The sequence below is a fragment of the Peribacillus sp. NPDC097295 genome (assembly GCF_044761665.1).
Lineage (GTDB): Bacteria > Bacillota > Bacilli > Bacillales > DSM-1321 > Peribacillus.
On sequence record NZ_JBIWCW010000006.1, the window covers coordinates 139,381 to 156,764 of the forward strand.

General features: G+C 37.6%; 15 protein-coding genes. 7 read left to right on the forward strand and 8 right to left on the reverse strand.

All coding sequences use genetic code 11. The annotated features are described in order from the left end of the window. Window positions 1-4: 4 nt before the first annotated feature. The 6 genes from ACIQXN_RS12790 to ACIQXN_RS12815 all read right to left on the reverse strand — a co-directional run bounded on the left by ACIQXN_RS12790 (window position 5) and on the right by ACIQXN_RS12815 (window position 6,758). Window positions 5-1,213, reverse strand: a complete 1,209-nt coding sequence (locus tag ACIQXN_RS12790) for an acyl-CoA dehydrogenase family protein (RefSeq protein WP_402966905.1) — start codon at window positions 1,211-1,213, stop codon at window positions 5-7. Between the two features lie 22 nt (window positions 1,214-1,235). Then, window positions 1,236-2,093, reverse strand: a complete 858-nt coding sequence (locus tag ACIQXN_RS12795) for an alpha/beta fold hydrolase (RefSeq protein WP_402966907.1) — start codon at window positions 2,091-2,093, stop codon at window positions 1,236-1,238. An 11-nt stretch (window positions 2,094-2,104) separates the two neighbouring features. Continuing rightward, a complete protein-coding gene (gene tcuA / locus ACIQXN_RS12800) occupies window positions 2,105-3,598 on the reverse strand; it encodes an FAD-dependent tricarballylate dehydrogenase TcuA (RefSeq protein WP_402966909.1) in 1,494 nt (497 codons plus the stop codon). 49 nt (window positions 3,599-3,647) lie between these two features. Continuing rightward, the gene (locus ACIQXN_RS12805) at window positions 3,648-4,499 is read right to left on the reverse strand and encodes an alpha/beta fold hydrolase (RefSeq protein ID WP_402967129.1); all 852 of its coding nucleotides are present in this window, start codon (window positions 4,497-4,499) and stop codon (window positions 3,648-3,650) included. Between the two features lie 20 nt (window positions 4,500-4,519). After that, window positions 4,520-5,470 (reverse strand): VOC family protein, encoded by a 951-nt coding sequence (locus tag ACIQXN_RS12810; RefSeq protein ID WP_402966911.1) that lies wholly within the window; start codon window positions 5,468-5,470, stop codon window positions 4,520-4,522. Window positions 5,471-5,558: 88 nt separating this feature from the next. After that, window positions 5,559-6,758, reverse strand: a complete 1,200-nt coding sequence (locus tag ACIQXN_RS12815) for an acyl-CoA dehydrogenase family protein (RefSeq protein WP_402966913.1) — start codon at window positions 6,756-6,758, stop codon at window positions 5,559-5,561. 353 nt (window positions 6,759-7,111) lie between these two features. On the opposite strand from ACIQXN_RS12815, the gene ACIQXN_RS12820 reads away from it, so the two are divergent. The 5 genes from ACIQXN_RS12820 to ACIQXN_RS12840 all read left to right on the forward strand — a co-directional run bounded on the left by ACIQXN_RS12820 (window position 7,112) and on the right by ACIQXN_RS12840 (window position 12,485). After that, window positions 7,112-8,938: a helix-turn-helix domain-containing protein gene (locus tag ACIQXN_RS12820; protein ID WP_402966915.1), complete on the forward strand. Its 1,827-nt coding sequence runs from the start codon at window positions 7,112-7,114 to the stop codon at window positions 8,936-8,938. A 285-nt stretch (window positions 8,939-9,223) separates the two neighbouring features. Beyond that, window positions 9,224-9,625 (forward strand): MFS transporter, encoded by a 402-nt coding sequence (locus tag ACIQXN_RS12825; RefSeq protein ID WP_402966917.1) that lies wholly within the window; start codon window positions 9,224-9,226, stop codon window positions 9,623-9,625. Between the two features lie 62 nt (window positions 9,626-9,687). After that, the gene (locus tag ACIQXN_RS12830) at window positions 9,688-10,440 is read left to right on the forward strand and encodes an MFS transporter (protein WP_402966919.1); all 753 of its coding nucleotides are present in this window, start codon (window positions 9,688-9,690) and stop codon (window positions 10,438-10,440) included. A 148-nt stretch (window positions 10,441-10,588) separates the two neighbouring features. Next, entirely contained in the window at window positions 10,589-11,551 is a 963-nt protein-coding gene (locus tag ACIQXN_RS12835; protein ID WP_402966921.1) for a fumarylacetoacetate hydrolase family protein, read from the forward strand. 13 nt (window positions 11,552-11,564) lie between these two features. Beyond that, entirely contained in the window at window positions 11,565-12,485 is a 921-nt protein-coding gene (locus ACIQXN_RS12840) for a VOC family protein (RefSeq protein ID WP_402966923.1), read from the forward strand. A gap of 328 nt (window positions 12,486-12,813) precedes the next feature. Here the strand turns inward: ACIQXN_RS12840 and ACIQXN_RS12845 are convergent, their stop codons facing one another. Continuing rightward, complete coding sequence (locus ACIQXN_RS12845; protein ID WP_402966925.1) at window positions 12,814-13,701, reverse strand: LysR family transcriptional regulator; 888 nt, start codon at window positions 13,699-13,701, stop codon at window positions 12,814-12,816. A 141-nt stretch (window positions 13,702-13,842) separates the two neighbouring features. Here ACIQXN_RS12845 and ACIQXN_RS12850 point away from each other — a divergent pair, with 141 nt between their 5' ends. Both ACIQXN_RS12850 and ACIQXN_RS12855 read left to right on the forward strand, forming a co-directional pair. Further along, the gene (locus ACIQXN_RS12850; protein ID WP_402966927.1) at window positions 13,843-14,580 is read left to right on the forward strand and encodes an SDR family NAD(P)-dependent oxidoreductase; all 738 of its coding nucleotides are present in this window, start codon (window positions 13,843-13,845) and stop codon (window positions 14,578-14,580) included. Between the two features lie 82 nt (window positions 14,581-14,662). Beyond that, window positions 14,663-15,913 carry an MFS transporter gene (locus tag ACIQXN_RS12855; protein ID WP_402966929.1) on the forward strand — a complete coding sequence of 417 codons (1,251 nt, stop codon included), beginning with the start codon at window positions 14,663-14,665 and terminating at the stop codon, window positions 15,911-15,913. Window positions 15,914-16,060: 147 nt separating this feature from the next. Here the strand turns inward: ACIQXN_RS12855 and ACIQXN_RS12860 are convergent, their stop codons facing one another. Further along, the gene (locus tag ACIQXN_RS12860) at window positions 16,061-17,077 is read right to left on the reverse strand and encodes a zinc-binding alcohol dehydrogenase family protein (RefSeq protein ID WP_402966931.1); all 1,017 of its coding nucleotides are present in this window, start codon (window positions 17,075-17,077) and stop codon (window positions 16,061-16,063) included. Window positions 17,078-17,384 lie beyond the last annotated feature (307 nt).

Here is a 17,384-nt window from a genome sequence, read left to right on the forward strand (position 1 = left end):
TAATTTATGCAAAGTATGTGTTTGCCTCTAAATCACACATAACCCGGCCATATGTCTCTAATAAACTTGACGGTGTAATGAAACCATGTAAATGCATGGTGATGAAATCACGATAAAATGTTTGGAATACATTGTTGTTATAGGCGAAAATGGATCCAGATCCAGCTAACATCAAATCGAATGCTTCCTTACATAATTGATTAGCATAGCCAAACTGCGCTTTTATCCGGATACTTTCTTTCTGTGTAAAAATTTGCCCTTTTGTCGAATGGCCATCTAAATTTCCAATGGCATTTTCCAGTAACATTCGTGCACATTCCAGTTTCATATCAATTTCAGAAATTTGCAGATGCGTCACTGCCGCTTCATCCATTTTGTTGTAGAAGGTATTACCGATTCCCGCTTTTGCCACGCGCTCCATATGCAAATCAAAGCCACCAAGCGCGATTCCCAAAGCCGGTGCCACGATGGACAAAGTTAACGATGGTACAAACGGTGTGCGATAAAGCGGATTATCCTTAAGTTCATCGATAACATAATGTCCTTGCTGCGCAAGACGATCCAATGACGTACGATGTTCCGAAATGAATACATCATTCACAATAACACTGTTACTACCAGATCCCCGAAGACCCACAACGTCCCAGTCATCTAAAACTGTGACATCTTCTTTAGGAATTACTAGGATTGCCATCTCAACGCCGCCATTGCCATCATCAATTGGCGCACCAAAGTAAAACCAATCCGCATATGGTGAACCGGAGACAAATGGCCATTTAGCATCTTTAATCATGTAGCCGCCATCTACTTTTTCAATATCAATGTGAATGGGTTTGAAATTCCCAGCTAAGACAACATCCCTATCTTGATTAGGTCCAAAAATATCCATCAGTGCTTTTCGACCAAACGCATACGAAATCATGTAATCCCGAATATTACTAAGCGAAACAAACCAGCCTGCCGAAGCATTACCACGGCTGATTTCTGTTACAACATCAAAATACGTACGCATATCCGTTTCATACCCCTTGAACATTTTCGGGCGAAGAATTTTCAAAAGTCCTTTGTCACGGATGGAATCAACGATTTTCGTAGGTAATGCACTCGATTGATCGATTTCTAGGGTAGCGTCGCGTAACTCTTTTCGTAATGAACGTGCATTTTCAATAAGCATCTCACTGACGTTTTCTATATTCACTATTGTTTCACTCATCTAAATCCCTCCTTTCAATCATTTAAATTTCCACTTGAACTTTATCTTTGGTAAAGAAATGCTTCGTTTCATGTAAAAACTCTTCTCGTTGTTCAATCATTACCCAGTGTCCACATTTTTTGAAGACGCGCAATTCCACATTTGGCAAATGATCAAGTGCATATAGACTACTTTGTAATGGCACGAAACGATCGTAGTAGCCATGTATCAATAAAAACTCATTCTCCATCCGTTCAAGTGCAGTTTGCGGAATAAGCATTTCTGTCAACGAAGACTTGGTGAAGTTCTCTCGATAAGAGCGAAGAATTTCCGGACGTTGGAACATAGCAAAACGTTCATCTACTACCTGATCCACAAAATCTTTCATGCGGTCCAAATCATGAACAAACCAGCTTAATAAGTTCCTTAAATTTTCTTTTGTCGGATCTAGATGGAAACTAGAAAGTTTCATCAGTTCTGGAGTAGGCTCTTTTAAAAGGACTCCCGCTCCCATTAATACGATTTTCCCAAAGCGTTCCGGTGCCTGCATATTTAAATACATAGATACTACACCACCAAGAGAATTCCCTATTAAATTGGCTTTTTTAACTTGCAATGCATCCATCAAATCCAGAATTTGCTGAACTCGCATCGACATCCATTGCACACCATTTTCCGGATAAATTTCAGGATGATCCGTATCGCCGAAGCCGATTAAGTCTGGTGCAATAACATGGAAATCTTGTGCATATTCTTCTAAGACAAATTGCCAGTTGGCTTTTGCATTAGCTCCAGGACCTGACCCATGAATGAAAATGACTGTTTCTTCATGTTCCTTACCACCCTCATGAAAATACGTTTCAAATTCACCCGTTTTAACTTTATTTTGTTTGATCGTCATATCCATACCTCCTAATAATTCTTAATTTTCTGTTTTTTAAACCTTTGAATATATCGCCCGGCATGTTCTCCTGCCCTTTTTCCAAATACAGCTCCGGAAGTCAAGCCAGCACCACCAGGGTAGTTATCATAATACAACCCACCTACGATTTCACCGGCTGCATATAACCCTTCAATGGCAGTGAAGTCATTGTGTATCACTTGTGCCTGTTTATTGATTTTTAACCCTCCGTAGGTGAACGTGATTCCGCAAGCCACTTCATAGGCCTCAAAGGGTCCTTCATCTAGCGTATTGGCCCAATTCGATTTTGGTACAGCCAATCCGACAGCACTCTTGCCATCTAGAACATTGGGGTTGAAAGCCACATCAGAAACGGAAGCGTTGAAATTCTCCACTTCTTTTAAAAATTCATGTTTGTTAATACCATCCATTTTGTCAGCTAACTCTTCTAGTGTATTGGCCGTCACTTTTGTAATATGGCGACCATTGTATTCCTCTCGGATAAAGGGCTTCACCTTTGCATCAAAGACTTGCCATGCCACCTGTCCCGGTTGCTTTAGAATTTCCCGACCGACTTTCGCATAAATATAGTTACGGAAGTTTTCTCCTTCATCGAAAAAACGCCGGCCTTGTTGATTCACCATAATCCCAAATGGAAAACTTAACTTTTGAAAACCTTCCTTATAATCTTGAAGATAACGATCACCACAAACTGCATGTGCACCTGACCAATTGCCAGTCGTACGCGCTCCAAGTGACATTGCCATTTGTAGACCATCACCGACATTATATTTACAACCTCTTGTATGAACCGTATCCCATCCGGGGCCTAAATACTGTGTCCGCATCGCCACATTGGCATGGAATCCACCGGATGCTAAGATCACGGCCTTGCAGGAAATTAACCGTTCTTGATCACCGCTACGCACTAGTACTCCTTCAATATTGCGGTTTGTAGTTAGAAGGTCGATTGCTGCTGTTTCATAGTGAATTTTCACACCCAGTCGTAGTGCTTCTTGGTGGAGAGCGTCGACCAATCCTTTTCCTCCACCCACGGCCTCAATGACCATTCCTCCCCAAAAAATAAACTTATTTTCCGTTTTATAGGCCTGCCGACCGTAAATTGGAATCCATTTAACATGATGTTCAGTGAGCCAACGAACGGTATCATAACTCATTTTTGTCATGATCGATGCCAAATCGTAATCCGTTCGATAGTTCGACATAATGGCAAGGTCATCAAAAAACTGCTCTTTCGTATAAGTACCGAAGTCAATACTATTAAACTCCGCATCCGTCATGTCTGGTAATAGGGAACGGACTTGTTCACCATTTTCATAGGCGAATCGAATGGAGCCATGTGTATAGGCTGTGTTACCACCTTTTTCTTCCTCGGATGATATTTCTAAAATCGTGACACTTGCTCCTTCTTCAGCTGCTGCAATGGCAGCACATAATGCAGCATTGCCAGCTCCAATGACAACGATATCCGTTATTTCCGACATTCTTTTCACTCCTATTATCTACCTATTTTATAAGCCTTTTAATAAGAGGTTATAAATGCCCATTAAAGAATTCTTGGATAAGATGATTGAATTGTCCTTTCTTTTCGATTTGCGTCCAGTGTCCACATTGACTGAAAACATGTAATTGCGCATCATCAAGATATTCCATTAAGTAATAGCTAGATTCAATCGAACACACTTTATCATCTCTACCGTGTACAAGAAGAATGGGATTTTTAATGCGGCTCAGCGCTACAGTTGGAATGGGAACTGCCGCCGTTGAAAAAATGGAATTGTTAGAACGACTTACCTCTTCTCGCATCGCATTTTCAAACCGGTCATCTGTCAAGCCATCTATAACTGGCTGCATCAGTTCTTTATCGTATACAAACCAACCCATGATTTGCTGTAATCTTTTTTTGGAAGGACTATCGTAAAATGACTTCGCACGGGCCAATTCCAGACTTAACTTGGTATTAGGTGTACCACCAGGTCCCATTAAAACAATGCGGTCAAATCGCTCCGGATATTCTAACAATAGTTCCAGCGCAATAGAACAACCAAGTGAATTCCCGACTAGTTGAACCTTTTCTAAACCATAGTAATCGAGAATTTCCATCACTTGTTCGATCCAACAGTCCATCCAAGCTTGACGATTCTTCAAGGGCTCAGCGGGATGGTCACTTTTCGCAAAACCATATAGATCGGGTGCCAAGCAGTGGAATGTATCTGCACAATCCGCTAATGCGTAGCTCCAATTCGCAATGGATGTTACACCCGGACCCGAACCGTGTAAAAATAGGATCGTTTCATTATTTTTTTTGCCTGTTTCATTCATCCAAGTCGTATATTTGCCTGTATTAATGTGATTCGAAGTAATTGAGTTTCCTTCTCTCGTCATCGTCACATTTCATTCCTCCTTTATGCTTCTATCGTTGGTACAATAAGTTCATTTCCTGTAATACTGTCACCCCAATATGTGTTACCAAATGCTCTTTCTTCCGGTCGCCAAACAACCGTTTCCCAGTCTGGCTCGAAAATCAAGTAGCCTCCAGTAAATAGCTCCACCCGACATCCACTTCCAGGGTCAATGACATATAGGTAAATAGCTTGTGAAACACTGTGTTTTCCGGGACCAATGAATTGAAGGCCATTTTCTTTCAATATATCTGCCGCTCTCATCAAATCTCCCGAACTATCTAACCAATAAGAGATATGATGGAAGCGGGCCGGCGTTTCCAATGAATCATGTGCTACGAGTGCTACGTCATGTACTAGAGGTGTCACGCTCATCCATCCAGCCAACAACCTGCCTTCTTCTGTTTCAATGCACTCATTGATTCGGAAGCCCAGTTCTTCTACAAAGAAATCGAAAGCGCTGTTCCCTGGAGCACTTGTATGGATATTTACGTGGTCAAGACGACGAGGTGAAGCTCCCTTTGCCCAAGACTTGTATGTTTGATTTTTCAGCACGGATCGTCGATGGTCGTCCACTTCTCCTTTTTCAACATCGTAATACAACTCTAGCCTGTGACCCGATGGTGCTACAAAATGAAAGGCCTCCCCAATGCCTGGAGTCGTTCCCGCTGCTACACGCTCTATGCTATAACCTTTCGTTTCAAGTTGTTCTTTAAAAAGGTACAAATCTTCTGAACTTTTTGTACGAAAGGCGATGTATGTCACTTTTCCTTTCTCACCTGGTGAAATAGATAATGTATGATGTTGAAAATCGCCCCAAGCTCTAAAATAATAGGTATCTTGTACTTTTTCTGTTAACTCTAGTCCAATAACATCTTGGAAAAAGATAACCGATTTTTCGATATCTGATGACTCTAAAGCTACATAACCTAACTTTGCAATTTGTGGTTTCACATCTAATACCTCCTTACGGTTTTCATGTTAGAAACATGAAAATCATCAACTACCCCTCTACCATCTCATCTACATTCTAAAAATCTATTTAATAGCGGACTGCATTCGGTTCTAATCCCGATAATTGACGACCAAAATTCTCAAGCGTGATTACTGGCGACAATGAACGATGTGAGTGTAAAGTTATGAAATCGCGAATTAAACGTTGCATCGGATTGCCATCATATACAAACCCAGATCCACCGATGGATAGAAGTTCTTGCATCGCTTCGTTCAATAGACGATTACTGTAACCGATATCAGCAAGTATCTTTAGACGTTCAGATTTTGGCATGATTGTTAGTTTATTCGCCCATTTATCAATGCTCTTTGCTATATTCATTAAATAGATTTCGGCAGTTTCCACTTTTAATGTTGCGTCGGCAAGGATGCTGTGAGTGCTTGCTGCATCCTTAATCATTTTGACACCCATATGTTGGGCTGTTCGATAAGGTAAACTTTGATGGAACAGACGTAGCATTTCTTGCATCACACCTAATCCAGGTAATGCTAAAGATAATATGAGACAAGGGAATAATGCCGAACTATATAGTGGATTGTCTCGAAGGTGCTCCGATTGGAAATGACCATCCAATACATTGACAAAAGACGTACACCGATGTTCCGGTATGAATACATTCTTCATGTGAACCGCATTACTGCCCGTACCACGTAATCCAAGAGTGAACCAATCATCTTCCACTTCTAACTCCTCGAATGGCAACGTCATCAAAAGTTGCTCCTGAATATTTCCGAGATCATCTTTTAAATACATGCCGAAGTAACCCCAAGTAGCATGCAGTGAGCCCGAACAGAACATCCAATGCCCTTCCTCCACTATGTAACCGCCTTCAACTTTCTTAACAGTACATGAACGGGGCTCATACACTCCTGCAAACAACACGTCATCCGGATCCCCACTGAAAATTTCCAGATGTGTTTTTTCGCTGAAGGATTCAGCTACCATCATTTCACGAATGGCACATAAAGAAGCAACCCAACCTGTAGAAGCGCATGCTTTCGATATTTCTAAAATAACTTGGCTATAGGTTTGGATATTAACTTCTAACCCACCATATCTGGCTGGTCGCAGCATCTTGAAAATACCATGATCTTTTAATTGTTGGATGGTAGAGTTTGGAATACGACGGAGAGTTTCAGTTTCCTTTACTCGATCGCGAATATCGTTAGCTATTAGCTTAGCTTTATGAATCGTTTCTAATTCTTTTTCATTCAAGGTGATTGTCATATATCCAACTCCTTTGCTTAATTAATTTCTAATATATCAAACTGCTAGCTAATAAACTTTAGTGAAATGTCTTGAATTTTCATGATGAATTCTAATAAAAACTGTTTAATTTTATTCGATTACATTTCTCCAATAAAGTCATAAATAGTTATTCTTTACATAAAAAGATTCTTCCAATCACCTAGGAAATCAACCCATTTAAAGGTATTTGAAAACCATAAAACCAATTTCTGATTATATGGGTTATAATTCCCATAAAGTTTACATTTTCCATTTATTTCTGCTAGAATGTTTTGTGAAAGCGCTTTATTTTTTTTGAATGGAACCGTAAACTTTTGGGGGAGGATTCTATGATGGCGAATTCAGGATATGTCGATAAAGAATTATTTTCAACATCAGGTACATTTGGTCTACTTCGCAAAGAATTGATTGAATATCTAGGCTTGGAATACGCTAAAGTTTTTTTAAGGCGTTATGGCTGGAATATCGGTGTCGTTCATGCAAAAGAGGTCGAACAGAGACCACTTAGTTTACGTGAAAAATTAGATTGTGCTTCTGGTTATCATTTAAATTCTGGCCAGATTACTGATGTTATATCTGATAGAATTTTAGAACTTAATCCTGACGATACCGTTAAATATATGTATGCAAAAGGAATTTGGATCAATTCTTATGAAATATATGAACATACGAATCATTTTGGAAAAAGTGATTCTTGTATTTGTCATACCTTAGCAGGATATGCAAGTGGTTATACTTCCTATTTAACGAAGAGAGAGATTTATATTGTTGAAATTACTTGCAGAGCTAAAGGTGATGATGACTGCGCTTTTGAAATGAGAATGATAGAACATTGGGATGAAAAAACCAAGGAAGAATTACAAAAAACACATCAAGCGCCAATGATTGATGTGTTGAATCAAACCTACGAACAACTTTTTCTCGAAAAAAAACAAACTGAAAAAGTTTCCTCTTTCCATAACGATTTAACAATTGGTATTTCTCAGGGAATGACGATTGAACAAATATTAGAGACGATTCATGAAAATATAAATGTTCCTGTTGTTATTCAGGATTTGAATTTTAATACACTCCATTCAATTGGAATTACCGAACCTGAATTAGAAGCTGTAGCCACTGATTTTGCTAATCAAATGCCTCAGACTAAATCAGGGAAAATCTTAATGAAACATATTGAGCCTTTGCATTCAATTCAAATTGATTGCACAGAACACATTCGCTTAATCAGTCCAATAACGGTTCAAAAACAAATCATAGGCTATATTTCTTTTCTTTATTCATGTGAGGAAGGACCGCGAAAGGATGAAATGAACTTTCTACAACGATCGGCTACTGCCATCGCCTTATGTTATTTAAATGAAAAATCAAGCTTAGAAGCTATAGAAAATATTAAGGCATATTTCTTTGAGCAACTATTACAGAAGCAATATATATCAAAAAGTAACATGCTATCTCGCAGTTATTTGTTACAAATCGATTTAAACGAAGACTTCTATATTGGCAATTTACGGATTATAAAAAAAGGAATCATCGTTAAAGATTCCACCTTGATGAATAAGATTATTCAATCCTTTACAACCTATTTGGAAATGCACCAAGTTCAAATTTTCATTACGGAATTCCAACAAGAAATCACTTTTTTGTTTCCAAAAAAAGAAAAGACCCATGAACTTCTAACCAATATTTTAAAACACTTACATCGAACATTTAAAAGTTATGAGTTTCGTGTTGGTTTAAGTCGTTCCCTTCATACCATCGAAGATATACCTGAAGCCAATCAACAGGCAATGACATCATTAAATATCGATAAGAAATCTAACCTTATTTACTTTGAAAATACGAGTATTATGGGGTCCATCATTAATCCCGTCAATATGAATACAATTATCCAACTTGCGGAAAAAGAACTCTCACCTATTCTTGCCCTAAAAGCACACAAAAGAGAGGAATTTTTAAAAACGCTCTATGCATTCTTAAACAACAACGGCAACTTACAACAGACCATGCTTGATTTAAACTTATCAATGAGTGGGCTAGTCTATCGAATTCAAAAAATCGAAGAAATGCTCAATAAAGATTTAAGAAGTTCTACTCATTCATTTGAACTTATGCTACTTTTGAAATCCCTTATTATCTTAGGGAAAATTGAAATGGATTGACATAAAACAAATATATTTTATTGAATTCAAGATTAAATCAAATTACTTCCGACATAAAAAGTTCTAGTTTTATAAATAAAAGGCTCTTTAATTTTTTAATTATTCTGAATTAATAAGTGTTTTTTTCGTAAAATGGCTCTACTTTTGATTAAAAACCATTGATTTTGAATGTAAGATTCTATGCTATCATCTTGAGTAACTATTAAGAAGGGAGTCATATTCACTATCGAAGCCATTGCACGGCATTTATTTAAAAATGAATAAAAAATTTGGGGGTCTTTATTTATGGCAAAGACAAAAAACGTTACTTTTTTAAAGTTTTTAATCGTTCTAATCGCCTTCCAGGATGTTGCCGCAGGTGTAGCAGGTTCCATTATGGCAGATCTTATCGTGGCCTTTCCTGAATTCCCCCCTTTCGTCGTGATGCTCATTGCTACAATTCCTGGTTTTTTTCAGATTTTCCCTTCCTTGTTCTATGGAAAATTAGCAAATACGTTTTCAAAAAGGACCCTTCTTTTTACCGGACTCCTCTTGTTTATTATTGGGGGAATTATGCCATTCTTCATTGACAACTTATTTATAATCATTGCATTCCGCGGTTTATTAGGGCTTGGTGTCGGTATAACATTACCATTATCATTGATATCATATCAAGCTTCTTTAATGGTCGTGAAAGAGATACTCTGATTGGTCTGGGCACATCAACTGTTGCCTGTATTGGTGCTGTATTCTTTCAAGTGGCTGGTGGTATGTTGGCTGACGCCTACAACTGGCAATTTGGATTCTTAGTCTATCTATTTCCTATTTGGATTTTGGCGATTACATTCTTATATTTACCAGAGCCCAAAAGGACTCAAGTGGAGAATGCCTCTCTGAAAGAAATTCTATTTTCAGCATCTAAAACAGTTTATGGCTTTACGCTAGGACAAGTTTTTTATACAGCCTTGGTATTCGGCTATGTGACGAACATTTCGGTTATTATTCAAGCCGAAAAACTAGGTAGCGCAACAGAAGCAGGTCTAGCTATTTCACTTTTCACACTCGGGACATTATTAGTAGGTTTTTTCTTTGGACGGCTTCGCCAACTTTGGCCTCATTTCAACATTCCATTCGGGATTATATTGACTGCTTTTGGAATCTTGTGGTGTTTCTATGCTAAAGACTTAACATTCATATTCATGGCTAGTCTAGTTGGAGGTATGGGCCTAGGAATTGTGATTCCCGGTGTATTGGCACGTATTTCGGATCTTTCGAATTTAGCAAAGGGCATTTCTTTCGTTGGATTTGCAGTTGCCGCACAAGGTCTTGGCGCAATCATTAGCCCTTTCATGTATCAACTAACTTTACATTCATTTGGGCAAGAAGGTGGCCGTTTTACACTATTTCTTGCTGCCATTGGTTTATTGGCTCTAGCCATTATTTGGTTGGTGATTACATCACTCGCTAAAAAAGGATCCGTCCAAACAGATTATGAGACTTCTAATTCAACAGACGTCATCTAATAAGAATAACCTCTAAGTATATAAACCTCCTAAGAACAGATTCATTATTTTCATTTAACTTCATTGATGATTTCAATAAGTATCACGCTAGTTCCCTGTAAAGGGTTACCATTATAATTAATTTAATAACTTTAAGGAGGAAATTACTATGGGCATTAAATTATTGCGTTTTGAATATGAATCTAAAATTCATTGGGGCGTTTTAGAAAAAGTCATTCGAATTATTGAGCATGAGGCGCAAACATTAAATCAATTATTAACTAATGGTTATGACGCCATTCAACATGCAAAAACAACTGGAAAAATCATTACTCATGAAAAAATCACATTGCTTTCACCAGTAACGGAAGATGCCAATATCTTTTGCCAAGGAACCAACTATGGGGTACATCGCGAAGAAGCGGGTTTTACAAAACTAAAACCCCCATACAATTTACTATTCACTAAAGCATCTAGTACATTAACTTCTGCAACTGCTGATATAATCTGTCCAGCACATGTAAAACTATTAGACTATGAAATTGAGCTTGGTCTGATCATGAATAAAGATATAACTGAACAAACCACGGTTACAGATGAAAATCTGAAAGACTATATTGCTGGTTTTGTTATCGCTAATGACTTGTCTGCACGAGACGTTCAAATTGTAGAACAACAATGGTTCAAAGGGAAAAGCTATCGAGGATTTTGTCCGGTCGGGCCATACATTTATTTATTAGAAGAAAATGAGATTCAATACCTTTATCAACTTGTTCTGCACCTAGAAGTAAACGGGGAAACGCGTCAACATGTAATAACTGATCAATTACTATTCAAACCAACAGAAACGTTAAGTGAAATGTCCGAAATCTTCAATTTAAAAACTGGAGATCTCGTGCTTACAGGAACACCAGGTGGCGTATGTTTACGTTTAAATGCAAACATCATCCAATATATTTTTGATAACACAATCCCTCATGAAGATAAAATCTCTTATTTTATCGATACGCAAAAAGACAATGGCTATTTACAAAATGGCGATGTTTTACGTCTTTCCATCAAAAGCACAGACAATGTCATTGACTTAGGCATTCAAACAAATAAAATTTCACATGCAATACCTGTAAAATAAAAGGAGGGATTTCATGATTCCAGTTTTCCGGCTAGGCTATGTAACGTTCTTTTCAAAAAATGTTGCAGTACTGGTCAATTATTATACAAACGTACTAGGATGCAAAGTCGTTGAACAGGCTGAAGATGGGACGGTCTATATTAGCAATGGTTTCGAACATCATCATATTGTCATACACCCTAGCCAATATAGCTTCATGGAAGGGATAGGTTGGCAGGTCCATGCACAGATGGAATTAAAGGATGCGCAATACCTTTTAAGAGAAGAAGGGATATTTAGTGAACTTGTACATGATAAACAACCTGGAGTAGTTGAACAACTCGAGTTAAAAGATCCAGATGGTAATAAAATTTGTCTCTATCATGAAATGGAATATAGTTCACCAGGTTATAGTGAAGTCGGAATTATACCGATTAAATTGGGCCACCTATCTATTAGTGTCAAAGATGCGCCTAAGAATGTTGACTTTTATCATCGGATCCTTGGATTTCATAAGACAGATCGAATCCTAGATGTAGCAAACTTTCTAACTTGCAATGAAGATCATCATACCTTGAATATCATTCAAGGGAAAAAGTCTTATATGCACCATATCGCTTTTCAATTGCGGAACCCCGGGCATCAATATGCTAGCTCCGACATTCTAATGCGACACAACATATCTACCATTTGGGGACCCAGTCGTCATACGGCTGGACATAATATTGCCTCCTATCATTTGGATCCTGATAAACATGTAATCGAACTATATACAGATATGGATAAATATATCCCACAACTAAACATTATGGAGCCACGTCCTTGGCATAAAGAGAGACCTTTGCATCCTAAGAAATGGGAGTCCTTCGAGTACTGGGAAACTCAATTTAGTGATATTTTGCCATCAGTAGAAGAATGGAAAATGGATCGGCCAAAACAGTTTTTACCGCATTGAGACTCGGGTGAAACGACCAAAAATGAAAACGGTTTCCTATTTACCTCAGTTACACTCACAATAATAGAACCAAGGAACTAATAGAAAAGCAAAATGGATATTTTACTTTCCTTTCTTATAGCTCATGTTCATGTGCTAATTCATTTCAGGCTTGTTTTTAAGAATGTTAGACTAGGTTCGTTATATCTAGTCTTCTTTTTCTCTTTGAATATTGAAGAACCACATCTTCTACGGAAGCGACTGCCATCACTCCATTATTAATGCACCAAATAACTTTTATCTCACTCTCGATACTTCTTCATAATGTATCCCATTTCAGGCTCTGACCTCATTTATCTTTATTATATTCCTGAAAATAATGATGACAATGTTCAACGAAAGCCTCTGAAATTTTTGTAGGATATAAATATCGATGCTTTAATAAGCCGATGGTACGGGTAAACTTCTTATTTTCAATTTTTAAGTGCTTTAGTTTACTGTCATATAAATTAACGGCTGTTTCAGGTGTAAAGGCTGCTCCACGTCCATTTTTAACAAGTTGTAAAATAGTTGTCGCTTCTTCTACTTCTACTTGATAAATCGGTGTATATCCTATGGATTTACAATATTGGTCTGTGAATTGACGAAAACTATACTGTTTTGTTAAGCCAATAAATCGTAGGTGATTAAAATCCAATAAGTTAATTGTTCCTGTTTTTGTTTCTTTGTATGACTTGGGTACGGTTAGAAAAATCTCTTCTTCAAACAATGGTACCCATTCAACATTCGGATTGTGAATTTCCTCCGTGGTAATACATACATCGAATTTTCCATTTTCAGTAAATTGTTGTAAATTCTCTTTCGATAATGGTACTTGCTGGTATTTCACATTTGGATATTCATTAAAAAATTGGTCAATGATATTTGTAAATGTATAAGGAAGTGTTGTTACAATCGACAAATTCCCACTTCCTTCACCTCGTCTTTCCTCTAATCCACGCTCTAAATGACGAACTTCTGAGAAAATGCGCTCAGCGCGTTTAAATAAAAATTTGCCATTTTCATTTAATGAAATCCGCTTGCCACTACGGAAAAATAAATCCATTTCAAGTTCCGACTCGAGATTAGTAATCGCCTTGCTTAAGGCTGGTTGCGAAATCGAAAGCTCCTTAGCGGCAAGTGACACATTTTCAAATTTAGCTGTTGTATAAAAGTATCTTAATTTAATTAGGTCCATAAATTCACTCCCTACTCCTTATAACCACAAGTTATATGGAAATAGATTATTGGTATTTTTCATTATATCAGAATAAGTATAGAATGTAATTGTCACTAAGGTGTGAACAAATTGTGAACAAAAAATATGGGGGTTTTTGATATGAGATTAAAAGATAAAGTAGCGATTATTACAGGAGCCGCATCAGGTATGGGGCAAGGGGAAGCTATCCGTTTTGCGAAAGAAGGGGCAAAAGTAGTTGTAGCGGATTTAAATTTAGAAGGTGCACAATCTGTAGCTGAAGAAATTAAGGCAATGGGCGGGGAAGCTATTGCAGTTGAAGTAAACGTTATGAAAACCGAAGATATTTTAAATTGCGTAAAAGTAACAGAAGATACATTCGGCCCCGTCGATGTCTTGGTTAATAATGCAGGTGTATTTGATAAATATGCTAAATCATTAGATACGACATTAAATCAATGGAACTTCTTCTTAAATATTAACTTAACAAGTGTCTTCGAATTCTCGAATGCTGTATTACCAAGCATGATTGAACGTGGTACTGGTTCCATCGTAAATATTGCTTCTGTTGCTGGTCTAGTTGCAGGTAAAGGTGGAGCTGCTTATACCGCTACAAAACATGGTGTAATTGGTTATACTAAGCACTTATCTTCTGAATATGCACGCTATGGCATTAAAATTAACGCTATTTGTCCAGGAACAATTGAAACACCTTTAGTTAAGGATGTTTTGGCTGGTATTTCTAAGGATTTAGTACCGACTCGTTCATTTGGACAAGTTGAAGAAGTAGCTGATTTAGCTGTATTTTTAGCCTCGGATGAAGCGAAATTCATAAGTGGTACAGCTGTACCTATCGATGGCGGATTTACCATTCAATAATTATTAAATTAATATTCTACTCAACTATATATAAAGTGGAGAAGCAATGACGCTTGTTTCTCCACTTTTATGAGGTGACATCATGAAAAAACAAGGTAAAATTCACTACGCTTGGTGGATTATGGTCGCAAGTGCTGCAATTTACGCCGCGAGTGTTGGAATTATCGTTAGTTGTGCAGGTTTACTATACCGCGCAGTAGCAGAAGACCTTAATGTAGGGGTTTCTGAAATTAGCTTATATACATCATTAATGTATTTAACCGTTACCATTTTACTGCCTTTCGCTGGAAAAATACTGAACAAGTTTGACATACGTTATATATTAACCATTGCGGGGATAATTAATGCAGTAGCATTTGGTTTAATGGGTACTTATCATTCTGTTTTCCCATTTTATCTTTCAGGAATTGCATTAGGGATTGGTAGCACATTCTTAATATACGGTTCAATTCCTTTAATCATGAACAATTGGTTTAAAGCAAAAGCTGGTACTTCTTTAGGTATCGCTATGGCTTTCATGGGAATTGGTGGTGCTATTTTCGCTCAAATTACCGGTGGCTTGATTGAGTCAATTGGCTGGCGCTCAACCTATATGGCATTAGGTGTTATCGTAGCCATTTTGATCTTACCATTCTCTCTATTCGTTATTCGTTCAAAGCCAGAACAACTAAATATGACTGCTTATGGCGCAGATGAAGTCGATGATACTACTGCCACTATGCAACAACAACCTGAATCAGGTGTCTTGAAAGGCGTAGCAATGAAATCTCCAGCATTCTATTTGGTTGTATTATTCACAGGACTTTTCGGACTGGCTTCGACAGTTAGCTTCCATGTACCAAACTTTGTACAGTCCGTAGGGTTCACAGCTGCAATGGCGGCTACAGGTGTAACTTGTGTGACGATTGGTCAAACAGGTGGAAAATTCCTGCTTGGTGCCATTAACGATAAATTGGGAGTTAAAGCAGCTCTATTTATTGGAATTGGGGGCGGTATGCTAGGTGTAGTCGCTTTACTTATTTCTGATTCATTCGGAATAGGTATGCTTTATACTGGCGCCTTACTATTTGGTATAGGATTCTCAGGGTCTACCTTACTTCCCCCAGTCGTAATTCGCGAAGTATTCGGCGGGCGTGATTACGCATCGATCTATACAACAATCATGTCAGCTTCTACGTTAGGTGTGGCATTTGGTACAACATTATTCAGTTACATTTTCGATTCAACAGGTTCTTACTATACAGTATTCATTATTGTAATTGTACTCTTTATCATTACGATTTCTTCTAGCTTAATTTCTTTAAAATGGAAGAAAAAACTTAATTATAACTAATTAAAAAGCCTACAAGATCTTATGAGATCTTGTAGGCTTTCTTGAACAAATGGAATCTTTTCCCCTCAATCTTTATATCCAATTTTAAAGAGGATTTAAAATGAAATACTGCTATCTCACCTAAGTTGTTGGATTGACTGTATACTTTCAGTTTATCTCAACAATAGCCTTTATGACTTTAGCTTCGGGGGTTAGCCACTTTTCAAACTGAGGAATCAATTCACCAAGACTAGTCCGATGTGAAATATACAGACTTAAATCTATTGTCCCCTTATTTAGCGTATCCACTACATAATTAAAATCTTCTCGAGTTGCATTCCGACTCCCCATTAATGTAAGCTCTTTACTATGAAAGTCAGGATCATTGAAGGTGATATTAGACTTAACTAAGCCTACAAATATCAATTTCCCTCCATGTGCAGGGTATTTAAAAGATTCCATCATCGACTTTGCGTTACCTGTTGCATCAAATACAACTGTAGGCATTTCTCCATTAGTCAACTCGGCTAATCTCTCCATCGGTTGCTTCATAACATTCAACTGAAAATCAACGTTTGCCCATTTACTAGCGAACGTTAGGCGCTCTTCGTTTACATCCATTGCAATCACTATCGCACCTTTTTCTTTAGCAAAAGCCATTACTCCTAAGCCGATTGGTCCTGCACCAATAACAAGTACAAATTCTCCTTCTTTAATTGCAGCTCTTCTTACCGCATGAGCGCCTATACTTAATGGTTCTATCATAGCTGATTGGTCAAGAGTAAGGCCTTCCGTTTTTACTAAATGATTATAAGGAACCACAATCCATTCCTGCATTCCCCCCTCTTTATGTACTCCCAACACCTTCATATCCGTACAACAGTTCGTTTTTCCACTTTTGCACGCAATACATTCTCCACACTCCATATATGGTATAACTGAAACTTGATCGCCAACCTCTAGTCCGGAAACATTTTCCGGAATGAATTCGATATATCCAGAAAGTTCATGACCCAGTATACGCGGATAGGTGAAAAATGGTTGATTTCCCTCGTAAGCGTGAATATCCGTTCCACATATTCCAATGCGTCGCACACGAATTAAAGCTTCTCCAAGTTTTGGAACAGGTTTTTCAGCCTCCGTCATTTTAAATTGATAAGGTTGCTCACATACAATACTTTTCATTAAATGACACTCCTTTTTTATGCTTTATATGTACTATAAGAGGTACTTTAGAGAATAACTCCGTCTTAAGCTTGTTAGACTCACCTAACCGGAAATAACTGTGAGATTTCCTTATTTAGATAAGCGACAATAATTGAAAAGTAACTTCTACGCATATATTCTGAAGCAACTAAAAATGAAGTTGTCTTCCGCAAGCTTCCTTTAACAATTGTGCTCCTTATTATGATATATTTTTGCAGGTCCCTAATAACGAATTAAAAGATATTATCACCTATATTAATAAACATATAATTGCTCTTACACCTTA